Raw genomic sequence first — 11,484 nt, 5'->3', positions numbered from 1 at the left:
CCCTATCTGCCGTGGGCGTTGGAGACATGAGGGGATCTGCTCTTAGTACGAGAGGACCGGAGTGGACGTACCTCTGGTGTTCCGGTTGTCACGCCAGTGGCACTGCCGGGTAGCCAAGTACGGAAGGGATAACCGCTGAAAGCATCTAAGCGGGAAGCCCACCCCAAGATGATGTCTCCCTGGATCCTTGAGATCCCTAAAGGACCCTTGAAGATTACGAGGTTGATAGGCCAAGTGTGGAAGCGCAGTAATGCGTGAAGCTGATTGGTACTAATTGTCCGTGAGGCTTGACCATATAACACCCAAGCGATTCCTTCGTCTTATCGAACGATCGAGAACGATCGATTCGGTTCTTTCGACGAAGATTCGGTGGGAAGCGGATGCCGAAGCAATCGGCCGAAGCGATATACCTTTGCATTCATGACAACTCTTCTTTTTATTTTCGCGAATATCCCTCTTGGTTTGGTGGCAATAGCGAGTGGGAACCACCCGAACCCATACCGAACTCGGTAGTGAAAACGCTCAGCGCCGATGATAGTGTGAGGCCTCCTCATGTGAAAGTAGGACACTGCCAAGCCTTTTATATTCCGATATTCGCGTTTCGATCTCGTAGCCGTTTTCGTACTCATCGGATATGGTGAGTCATGAAGACGAGTCGTTGCGAGGACACCTTCGTATCACTTGGTTTCTCCGATTCTTCATCGTCGAGAAGATGATTCGGGAAGGAACGAGGAAAGGGTGCTCGAAAGATAAGGCTCTTGATGAAAGGTTCGACAAGAACCCCGATCAGCAAGACGATGAGATCGATTCGGATACTCGGTGGATTCTCCTCGACCTGAACGGAAAGAGAATCCCTATCGAATATCCGGTTTTTCGAACGGCGGCCTTGGATAAAGGTCGCCGTTTTTTATTGCCTCGAAAAAGCCCGGCTCCGGCCAAACAGGACCGCCGAGCAGGGCCGATATCTGTACCCAGGAAGTTCTTGGTGGAGCGAGGATAGAATGAGGGTTGAATCCGGCGGATGCGTATCAACTGCATCGATTCGGGCATTGATCGACCGGACCCATCGGCGATGGGAAACAGGAAAAGATCGACGCTATGTGCCCCTATCCGGGGGGATAGGTACTTATGCCGTATAAGTCCCGAATATTCGATAAAGGGCGATTCGATGAGGGGGTGGATTCTCACAACCGACCCTACCCCAATATCGAGCGCGGATCGAGCGAGGATCGAAGATTCGATCTCGGACTCGGTCGGGAAGAGATATTCGACGATCGGCAGCGAAAGGGCAGGTGAAAGGAAACCCTGTTTATAAGAATCGTTCACCGGCGCTTGCCGGATGACGGCTAAGGTGCACTTCGGGTTTGCGAGGAAGACCCTCGGCTATCTATTGACCGTAAACCATTTCCGGTAGCCAGAGCACGATCTGGGGGAAGGCAATGATCAGGATGAGCCCCAAGAGTTGGATCAGCATGAACTGCATCATGCCGATATAAATATCCTTCAAATCCCACTCGGGCACGACTCCCTTTAGAAAGTATGCGGAGAGAGCGACCGGTGGCGAAAGCCAAGCGGTTTGCAGATTCACCGCCACCAGTATTCCGAACCATGTCAGGTTGATCTCCATCTTTTCGAGCAAGGGGATCAAGATCGGAACGATGATGAGGACGATCGGTACCCATTCCAAGGGCCAGCCGAGCAAGAAGATCAGCGCCATCACGATGATCAGCACTTCGATCTGGGAGAGCTCGAAGGAGAGCAATAAGTTGGTCAGCATCGTGGGGGTGCCCAGCCTCGAGAACACCGCGCCGAAGAAGTTGGAGGCCGCCACGAGGAAGAGGATGAGCACCGTGATTTCGAGGGTCTTGATCAGCGCTTCCTGGAATTTGGCGGGGGTCATCCGGCGATATCCGATGGTCATCAGCAAAGCGCCGAAAGCCCCGCAAGCCGCCCCCTCGGTCGGTGTCGCCCAGCCGAGCAGAATCGATCCCAAGGCGAAGGAAACCAACATCGCCGGGGGAACGAGTCCCTTGTAGAACTCCACCCAGACCTCGCTGATATAAAACCCGAAGGGACGACGATCGTTCAGCCAAAGATGTGCCCGTCGAAGGAGCAGATAAACCCCGATCCAACCGGCGAGATGAAGCAGCATGGATATCAAGCGCAAGAAGAAGTCGTCGCCCGAAAGAGCGCTCGAGGTGAAGGCGCGTACGATCACCGTCACAGCGATCAGCGCGATGATCGGAACGACGATCGCGGCGATGAATTCCAGCCACATCTTGCCCGAATGCTCCGGGCGCTCGGCCTCGGGCAGAGGCGGACCCAAACTCGGATCGAGCCAGCAGCGCACCAAGGCATATCCGGTATAAAGACAAGCGAGCATGATGCCGGGAACGATGGCGGCGGCGAAGAGATCCGTCACCGGCACTTCCAGCACCGGCCCCATGACCACCAGCATGATCGAGGGGGGAATCAAGATACCCAAGGTGCCGCCGGCGGTGATGGTTCCGGCGGCCAGTCGCACGTCGTAACCGGAGCGATTCATGGTTTTCGCGGCCATGATCCCGAGAATGGTTACCGAGGCTCCGACGATCCCGGTCGCGGCCGCGAAGATGGTGGATACGAAAAGCACCGCGATATAGAGCGATCCCCGGGTGCTCGATAGGATCAGCTGTACCGAGCGGAAGAGCCTTTCCATCAGCCCCGCCTGCTCCATCAAGATGCCCATGAAGATGAACAGGGGTACGGCGGCGAGGGTCTGCTCCAGCATGACGCTATTGAACTGGAGGGTCATCAAATAAACGACCAGATCCGGCCCGAAGCCCCATGCGCCGAATACGAGACCCAAGAAGATCAGGGTGAACGAGATCGGGAAGCCGACGAAGATCGCCAGCAGCATGATCCCGATCATGATGAATCCGATGGTCTCGGGGCTCATTCGAAGCGACTCCTCACGGCCATCGATTGGTACGCATCGCGTAGATGCACTTAAGCAACTCCGATATCCCTTGCAATATCAAGAAGGCGGCTCCGACGGGCATTGCGGTTCTCACCGGCGCCACCGGTGCCATCCAAGCGGTATCCATGCTAAGTTCCCACGATATCCACGCTGATCCGGCATATTCAAGGGAAATCCAGAGGAAATAACCCATTGCGGGGAAAAAGAACAGCAGGTAGAGAAGGGCATCCACCATCGCCTGATGCCTTGGAGCCCACAGGCGGTAGATGAAATCGGCTCGGATATGCACCCCCCGCATCAAGGCGTAGCCCGCCCCCGCCATGAACAGGGCGCCGCTGAGCATTCGACTGGTATCGTAGGCCCAGATGGTCGGAGCGATGAAGAGTTTGCGGGCCACCACTTCGAAGACCATGGCGAACATCAGCGGTACCAGCATCCAACAGAAGATGCGTCCGCACCACAAGCTGAATAGATCGATGCCGGCGATGCCGATGCGCATCCAAGGAGCCATATCATCGGGGAGGACGCCCGGAGCCTGCCTGCGCTCGGCGATCATCTCGTCGGTCGTATCGAGAGAGTCGATCGCCGGGATTGCCTCGATATCCTTCTCCGCTTCTTTGCTCACGCAGGTCTCTCCTTCGGATCGAAGGCATTCGTTTCGGAGCCCTTGGCCGGGCTCCTATCTGACCGGTCGCTCTTCTCGCATAAGAGGAAGGCCCGATCATCGATATCGTGAATTTCGAATCGCTTGAAGATTCGATCCTCGAGCGGGACGCCATCGTCGATCGAGGGATGCAGCGGTTTTTTCGAAAGAACGAGAATGCCGCTCCCCGAGATCATCGGTGAGCGACGAGATATCATCCAACAAGGAATCGTTCGTTTCTTTGGTTTTTGAAATTTCGTTTCAGGGCACTCGACCCTTGGATTCGACAAAGGGGCTTGCTAAAAAGCGATCGAAAAAAGCGATGCGGCGGGCGGTACGAAGGTACGAAAAAGCAGCCGGTGAGGGCCCAAGACCCCCACCGGCTTTTTTCGGCACCCTTATTTCATCATCATCGAATCGGCGAAGGCCTTTCCGAGATTCGCATTCGAAGTTTGCGCCCCGGCCCAGAAAGGAACCGCAATTTCGGCAAAGGCTTTTTGCGAATCCCAAACGCGCTTGAAGAAGGCGTTGTCTTGGGCATTCTTTTCCAGCGAGGCCTTGGCCGCATTCATATAGGCCGAGAAGTAGTCGGTCGGCGTATCATGAAGCTGAACGCCATGATTTTCCGTCAGATCCTTGAGCGCCTTGCCGTTTTCGTAGATACGATAGGCCAAGGCTTTGGTCAGCGATGCGTTGGCCGCAACCTCGATCGCCTTTTTCTGATGGTCGGTCAGGCTATCGTAGACATCGCCGTTGATGTAGATGTCGGCGTTGACCACCACCTGATGCAGCCCTTGCAGATAGTAGTGTTTGAGCACCTTTTGAAAACCGAAAACGCTATCGGGTTTCGGGCAGCACCACTCGGCGGCGTCGATGGTTCCTTTTTCCAGCGCGGGCAGGATATCACCCCCCCCCATCGCCACCGATGCCACGCCGATATCCTTGTAGGTTTGTCCGGGGATGCCGGGCGGGGTGCGGAAGCGATATTTGCGGAAATCCTCCATGGAGTTGATCGGCTCTTTGAACCACCCGAGCGCCTCGGGGCCGACCGGCTGCAGCATGAAGCCCTTGACGTTGACTCCCATCTCATCCCAGAGTTCGTCGTAGAGCTCCTTGCCGCCACCGTAGAGGAACCATGACATGAAGGCGATATTGTCGATGCCGACTCCTGCGCCCGCCACCGGAGAGCCGAAGAGCATGGCCGCCGGATGCTTGCCGGACCAATAGTGCGTCCAAGCGAAGCCGCCCTCGACGAGGCCTTTATCCACCGCATCGAGGGTTTCTCTGACCCCGACCACCGCCCCCGCCGGGAGTACCTCGATGACCACTTCGCCATTGGTCAGATCGCTGACATCCTTGGCGAATTCGTTCAGCATGTGGACTTCGTCCGCTTTGGCCGGGATCACCGACTGCACCCGGATTTTGACTTCGGCGATCGCCGCCGAGGCCGCAAAAGCGGTCACGATTGTCATTGCGACCACCCGTTCAATCAACTTGCGCATGCTCTTTCTCCTCGAAACTCGATTGGTGATGTTGTTGCCAACCCTTGACCATAAGGGCTCCATAGGGTTCCATGAGATCATGGATCCGAAAAAAATCGGTCGTAAGTATAGGATCATCGCACAAAATCGGAATAGAGGAAGATAAAGATATCCGAAAGGCCTTGGAGAAGGGGCATGGAGCGAGGCGATGATTCGATGATGATCCTCTCGATTCGAAGGATAGATGCATCGAAGAAGGATCTCGAGCGCCGATCGATATCTTGACCTTGCGCGGCATCGATCCGCCCGAGGGTCGGCGGCGCCCCTCGCTTTCGACGATGGCTCTCGACGACCGGCCGGGCGATTCAAAGCCCGTACCGATCGAAGAGCAATCTAGCCTCGATGCGCTCGAGAAGATCCTCGGTCCATAGCGCTTGCGTCGATCCTCGCATCCGCAGCCATCCGCGGGCGGGGCTGAACTCGCGGATGCGCACATCGCTCCCGAATCTCTCGCGCAGTACGGTGCCCGCATCCCCGATCCCGTCGATCAGCCCCATCTCTTGGGCTTGTCGCCCGGTCCATATCGCGGAGCTGAAAACATCATCGTCATTCGCGGCAAGGCGAGCCCCGCGGGAGCGTTTGACCCGATCGACGAATTGGGCGTGGAGGTCGAGCAATATCGCATCCAGGATCGCCACATCCTCTTCGCGTTCGGGCAAGAAGGAATCGAGCATTCCCTTATGCCTTCCGGTGGCGTGCACCCGGCGTTCGATTCCCAGTCTTGCAAGGGCGTCGACGAATCCGAAGCCGGCATTGATCACCCCGATGCTGCCGACGATCGATGAATCCAAGGCGAAGACTTCGTCGGCGGAGCAGGCGAGCCAATAACCGCCGGAGGCGGCGATATCCTCGACGAAGGCGCATACCGGAATATCGTGGCGACTGGCAAGATGACGGATGCGGGCGGTGATCAGCGCGCACTGTGCCGGCGAGCCCCCGGGGGAGTTGATGACCAAGGCCACCGCCTGTATCTTGCGGGCGGAGAAGGCGCGTTCGAGCACCGGGGCCAGGCTTGCATCGTTGAAGCCCGAACTGCCGGGCATACGGGAGCGGGCACCGATCATGCCGGCGCAACGCACCAAGGCCACCTGCGCTTTCCGACGCGATATGAAGGGTATGGATGGCATGGTTGAGTACCTTGTCGAAAGTTCCAATGACGGTCGTTCGAAAGCGATGCTTTCGCATCATCGACGATGGTGATATCGCCGCCGCTTGCCGCTACCGACGGCTTTTTCGAATCGTCTTTTTAATCGGGGATCATAGTGCGGGTTCGCTCGGCATCCGATCATGAAAGATTCTTGGCCGATCCATGGACCCAAGCCCGAAAACGAGCGATGCCGGGGATCGAATCGCCCCGAGGTCGATCGACCCGTCGCAAGACGGGTAGAATTCCGGCAAATCATCGAGAGGTCCTCGAAACAAGGAGTCTTGCCAGGTGCGTTATATAAGCACCCGCGGCCGCGCAAAAGCCTCGGGTTTCGAAGAAGTGCTGCTTGCGGGGCTCGCCGAAGACGGCGGTCTTTATGTGCCGGAGCACGGTCCCGAGCCCTTCGATGCCGAAGGAATGCGTCGCCTTCAAGGCCGCGATTATGCCGAGGTCGCAGCCGAGATCCTCTCCCGCTTCGCCGGCGACGCCATCGATCCCGATCGCCTCGCCGAGATCACCCGTGAATCCTACGCCGGATTCACCCATCGTGCGGTGGCTCCTTTGGTCCAGATCGGCACTGATGAGTGGTTGCTCGAACTCTTCCACGGCCCGACGCTCGCGTTCAAGGACTTCGCCCTTCAGGTATTGGGGCGCCTTTACCAGCACGTGCTCGAAAAGCGCAACACCCGCGTGACGATTGTCGGGGCGACCTCCGGCGATACCGGCTCCGCCGCCATCGAGGCCATCCGCGGTCGCTCCCGGGCTTCGATTTTCATCCTCCACCCGGCGGGCAAGGTCTCCGAAGTGCAGCGGCTTCAGATGACTACCGTTCACGCTCCCAATGTCCACAATATCGCCATCGACGGCACCTTCGACGATTGTCAGGCCTTGGTCAAGGCGATGTTCAACGATGCCGCTTTTCGAAAGGAGATGCACCTTTCCGGCGTCAATTCGATCAACTGGGTGCGGATCGCCTTGCAGGTCGTCTATTACTTCACCGCCGCGCTTGCCTTGGGCGCTCCGGATCGTAAAGTCTCCTTTTGCGTCCCGTCGGGGAATTTCGGCAATGTCTTCGCCGGCCTCGTCGCTTTGCGAATGGGGTTGCCGATTTCTCGCCTCGTGGTTGCAAGCAACGAGAACGATATCCTCACCCGGGTGCTTTGTACCGGCGAACACCGCCTTGCCGAGGTATGCCCGACGATATCCCCCTCGATGGATATTCAGATATCGAGCAATTTCGAGCGGCTCCTTTTCTATATGCACGAAGGCGATGCAAAGCAGGTGAGCGCTTTGATGCATGATCTTGCCGACAAGGGCGTTTTTCGTATCGATCCGCAGGCGATGGATTCGATCCGCCCGCCCTTCGTTGCCGGTCGATGCGACGATGCCCAAACCCTTTCGACCATCGCCTCGGTCTTCGCCGAGACCGGCCTCGTGATCGATCCGCATAGCGCGGTGGGGGTGGCGGTGGCCCGACAGCGGATGAAGGAAGACGACGAGGCGGGTACGCCGATGATCTCCTTGGCGACCGCTCACCCCGCGAAATTTCCCGATGCGGTCGAAAGGGCCATCGGTATCCGCCCGGCGCTTCCCGCCCATCTTGCCGATCTGCATCGAAGGCCCGAGCACTATACGAGCCTGCCGAACGACCTGCCCTCGCTGATGCACCATATCCGGGCCCATGCCGACGCCGCCCAAGGTTGAAAATAAGGAAGATCGCAAATAAGAGCGCACCCGAAAAATACCGGTCGGCGACCTCGTAGGCACTCGTCGGCGCTCGAAAAAAACCGCTTTCGATGAGTCATCGTCATCGATAGGGTCCGCGAAAGCCTTGCGCCATCGATCGATGGTCGCTTTATGTCAAACCCCGAAAGCCCGCATCGCAAGCCCCCTTCACGATTCCCCTTCACTCCACGGTCACGCTTTTGGCGAGATTGCGCGGTTGGTCGATATCCCGGCCCAGCGCCAGCGCACAGTGATAGGCGAAAAGTTGCAAGGGAATGGCCATCACCACCGGTGCGAGGAGATCGTCGGTATGCGGGATCTCGATCACGGAGTCGGCCCGGCGGGCGATGCGTGCATCCCCCGGATGGGTCAAGGCGATCACCGGACCCTTGCGGGCTTTGACCTCCTCGAGGGAGACGATCGATTTTTCCAGCATCGCCCCGTGCGGCATGACCATGAAGGTCGGCAGCTCCGGCCCCACCAGCGCAAGCGGTCCGTGCTTGAGTTCCGAAGACGGATAGGCCTCGGCGTGGATATAGGAGATTTCCTTGAGTTTTTGCGCCCCCTCCAGAGCCACGGCGAAACCGGTGCCGCGGCCGATATAAAAGGCACTCGAACAACGGGCATGCCGCTGCGCGAGATCCCGCAATGAATCCTCGGTGGCCAAAGCGCTCTCGATATCGTCGGGCAGCCGTTTCAAGGCCTCGATCAGATTGCTTCCGCGCTCGATGGAAAGGTCGCGCATCCGCCCCAGATGGAGCGCCAGCAGAACGAGGGCCACGAGGCTGCAGGTATAGGCCTTGGTCGAAGCCACCGACACCTCCGGTCCGGCGTGCATGTAGATCCCGCCCTCGGCTTCGCGGGCGATGCTGCTGCCGACGACATTGACGATGCCGAGCACCGGTCCGCCGCTTCTTCGGACCTCTTGGATGGCCATCAGGGTATCCAAGGTCTCCCCCGATTGGCTGATGGCGACATGGAGGGTATCGCGCTCGATGACCGGGTTGCGGTAGCGGAACTCGGCCGCAGGCTCGGCCGAGGCGGGAATGCGGGCGAGGCTTTCGATGAAGTGAGCGCCCGCTACCCCGGCATAGAAGGCGGAGCCGCAACCGAGGAGCTTCACCCGCTTGATATCACGCAGATCGCTCGCCTCGAGATTGAGACCGCCGAGGTGGGCGGTATGGAAACGATCCTCGATCCGTCCGCTCAAGGTGCGGGCGATCGCCGCCGGCTGCTCGAAGATCTCCTTGCGCATGTAATGGGCGTATTCGCCGCGCTCGTAGGCATCGTCTTGCCACGAGACGGTCGATGGAGACTTCGGAATCGGCTGCGCATCCATCGTCATGGTGCGAAACCCTTTGGCATCCAAAGTGGCGATTTCACCATCGTCGAGATGGACCACCTGCTGCGTATAACGCACCAATGCCGCGATATCCGAAGCCACCAGCATTTCCCGGTCGCCGACGCCGATGATGATCGGAGAACCGTGGCGGGCGACGACGATCCGATCCGATTCGTCGCAATGGATGACGGCGATGCCGTAAGTGCCTTGCACTAAGGCCAACGCCTTGCCCACTCGTTGTTCGAGCGAGGCGTCCGTTTCGCGGGCGATGAGGTGGGCCAGCAGTTCGGTATCGGTCTCGGAGACGAACTCGACCCCTTCATCTTCCAAAAGGGAGCGCAGTTCGGCCGCGTTTTCGACGATTCCGTTATGCACCACCGCCGTCTTGCCGTCCGCGCTCAGGTGCGGATGGGCGTTGATATCGGTGGGGGCACCGTGCGTCGCCCAACGGGTATGGCCGATGCCGATCTTGCCCCCCGATCGCTTGGGGAGGATGGATTTGAGGCGAAAGAGTTTTCCTGCGGCCTTGTGCACCTTCAGCGAACCGCGAACGCTCAACGCCAAGCCTGCGGAATCGTATCCGCGGTATTCAAGGCGCATCAGTCCGGAGACGAGAATGGGGATGGCGCTGCGATTGCCGATATAGCCGATGATTCCGCACATGAAAGCGTTCTCGAAGATGGTTCGATGTTTTGGCCTTGCGCCCTTGGAAAGCGCAACCAAGAGCGCAAATCTTCGGGCGCGACAGTCTCTTTGCCGATCAAGCCGGATCTACCCCGGTGGCCGAGCCTATCCACAGGATTCATCCGTATGATTCAGCCATAGACAATGCGCCGAATCCGGCGTTCGCTCGGCAAGGGAGAACGAAAACGCCGGCGACGGATCTCCTCTCGGACCTGCCGATAGATCTCGGCATTGCGCTTGCCCTGTGCCCGCAGCTCCAAGTGGCGGCGGATGACGAACTCCTCCAAGGTCTCGCTGTAAAACCCCGCCACTTCCTCGACGATCTGCCTAGCGCTCGAGGGCGAAAGACCCCGCACCCGTACCAGCCGCTCGATCAGAGCGTCGGGGATGGGGGTATCGAGGGCGGGATCGAGGTCCATGATCTATCGAAGCATAGCAAAATCGACAAGAAAATAGAATGAATTCGAAGACAAAATACGATTTTTTGCCCGTATTCGGGTAAAAAATCGATATTAATAGGATAAACGGGCAATTTGCATCGCATTATCGGCACTTATCGAGTGTGAATTCAAGATCGATCGATTGGGGGTCGATCAATTGGGATTCGATCGCTTCGCCAAGCGCAGCGAAGTGGAAGAGAGGTCGATTCGGAAGGCCTCGGCGGGGATCTCTTGGCATAAGATGCGCAGTGGCGGCGGGAGATCCAGAGAGGAAAGGGTGTGGAGTCGATCCCCCGTCTTTCGGCAAAAGACCAGGAAGCGGCATCGACGCAGTGCATGCATCGCCAGGTTGCGAGCCCAGGCGCTCTCGTAGTAGCGCAAATCCCCGATGCGGACGATGGTATCGGCGCCGACTGCGAAGGTCGCCCCGGGGAAGAGGCGGGCCTTGTCGGAGAAGGTTGCGCTGCGGGTGAGCCAAAGGGCGTCTCGGTGCGCGAAATGCTCAAGGCGGGCGGCGGCTTCGAGGGCATCGAGAGGGGGTTTGTCGACATTTTCGATGGAGAGTTCGAAGGCCGGGCTCGGCGTTTCGGTGGGCTCGAAGCCGGATGCACCATGGTGCATGATGCCGATATTGCGCAAGTCCTCTTGTTCTTCACCCATGAGCGACGAGGCGAGATCGAGCATCCCCCGATGGCCCTCGTGCAGCGGATTGAACGAGCCCGGCAGCAAGAGGGTCGGCCAGGATCGGATCGGGGTGGCGAATCGAGGATCGGAGATCCGAGCCTCCTCGGCGAAGGGTTTTCGCAGCGCTTTTTTCGTCGACGGGTCGAGGATATCGTCAACGCCGGCGGCCTCGAGGCCCAGAGCATCGAGCGCCCCGCTCGAAAGCGCATCCCAAGCCTGAGTCATCCGTGACTCCCTTGCCGCAAGAGCCCTTCCCGCCGCCGGCGGGGAAAGGGGAATGCTCAGTATTTTTCTCGACGGTTTTCGCGACATGGTTTGG

General features: G+C 58.4%; 8 protein-coding genes and 2 rRNA genes. 3 read left to right on the top strand and 7 right to left on the bottom strand.

From position 1 onward, the window contains the following. Both BF99_RS0109490 and rrf read left to right on the top strand, forming a co-directional pair. Nucleotides 1-295 (top strand): 23S ribosomal RNA (locus tag BF99_RS0109490); the annotation flags it as partial. Between the two features lie 166 nt (nt 296-461). Then, nucleotides 462-577 (top strand): 5S ribosomal RNA (gene rrf / locus BF99_RS0109480). Between the two features lie 810 nt (nt 578-1,387). Here rrf and BF99_RS23375 read toward each other — a convergent pair. From BF99_RS23375 to BF99_RS0109435, 4 genes are all read right to left on the bottom strand, one after another. Continuing rightward, nucleotides 1,388-2,938 (bottom strand): TRAP transporter large permease, encoded by a 1,551-nt coding sequence (locus BF99_RS23375; protein ID WP_025770670.1) that lies wholly within the window; start codon nt 2,936-2,938, stop codon nt 1,388-1,390. Nucleotides 2,939-2,951: 13 nt separating this feature from the next. After that, a complete protein-coding gene (locus BF99_RS0109460; protein WP_197019096.1) occupies nt 2,952-3,584 on the bottom strand; it encodes a TRAP transporter small permease subunit in 633 nt (210 codons plus the stop codon). 416 nt (nt 3,585-4,000) lie between these two features. After that, on the bottom strand, nt 4,001-5,104 hold the full coding sequence (locus BF99_RS0109445; protein ID WP_025770667.1) for a TRAP transporter substrate-binding protein: 1,104 nt from the start codon (nt 5,102-5,104) through the stop codon (nt 4,001-4,003). Nucleotides 5,105-5,448: 344 nt separating this feature from the next. Continuing rightward, nucleotides 5,449-6,270 carry a S49 family peptidase gene (locus tag BF99_RS0109435; RefSeq protein WP_025770665.1) on the bottom strand — a complete coding sequence of 274 codons (822 nt, stop codon included), beginning with the start codon at nt 6,268-6,270 and terminating at the stop codon, nt 5,449-5,451. A gap of 308 nt (nt 6,271-6,578) precedes the next feature. On the opposite strand from BF99_RS0109435, the gene thrC reads away from it, so the two are divergent. Further along, complete coding sequence (thrC, locus tag BF99_RS0109420; RefSeq protein ID WP_025770664.1) at nt 6,579-7,994, top strand: threonine synthase; 1,416 nt, start codon at nt 6,579-6,581, stop codon at nt 7,992-7,994. A gap of 202 nt (nt 7,995-8,196) precedes the next feature. On the opposite strand, the gene glmS is transcribed toward thrC, so the two are convergent. The 3 genes from glmS to BF99_RS21960 form a co-directional block, all read right to left on the bottom strand. Beyond that, a complete protein-coding gene (glmS, locus tag BF99_RS0109415) occupies nt 8,197-10,020 on the bottom strand; it encodes a glutamine--fructose-6-phosphate transaminase (isomerizing) (protein ID WP_025770663.1) in 1,824 nt (607 codons plus the stop codon). A 152-nt stretch (nt 10,021-10,172) separates the two neighbouring features. After that, the gene (locus tag BF99_RS0109410; protein WP_025770662.1) at nt 10,173-10,460 is read right to left on the bottom strand and encodes a hypothetical protein; all 288 of its coding nucleotides are present in this window, start codon (nt 10,458-10,460) and stop codon (nt 10,173-10,175) included. Between the two features lie 174 nt (nt 10,461-10,634). After that, nucleotides 10,635-11,484, bottom strand: an 850-nt coding sequence (locus BF99_RS21960) for a hypothetical protein (protein ID WP_025770661.1), incomplete at its 5' end; no start/stop codon positions are given.

The organism is Thioalkalivibrio sp. HK1, assembly GCA_000583135.1.
Classification (GTDB): domain Bacteria; phylum Pseudomonadota; class Gammaproteobacteria; order HK1; family HK1; genus HK1.
The sequence above is the reverse complement of the archived record's forward strand: the minus strand, read 5'-3'. Positions and strand labels throughout refer to the sequence as shown.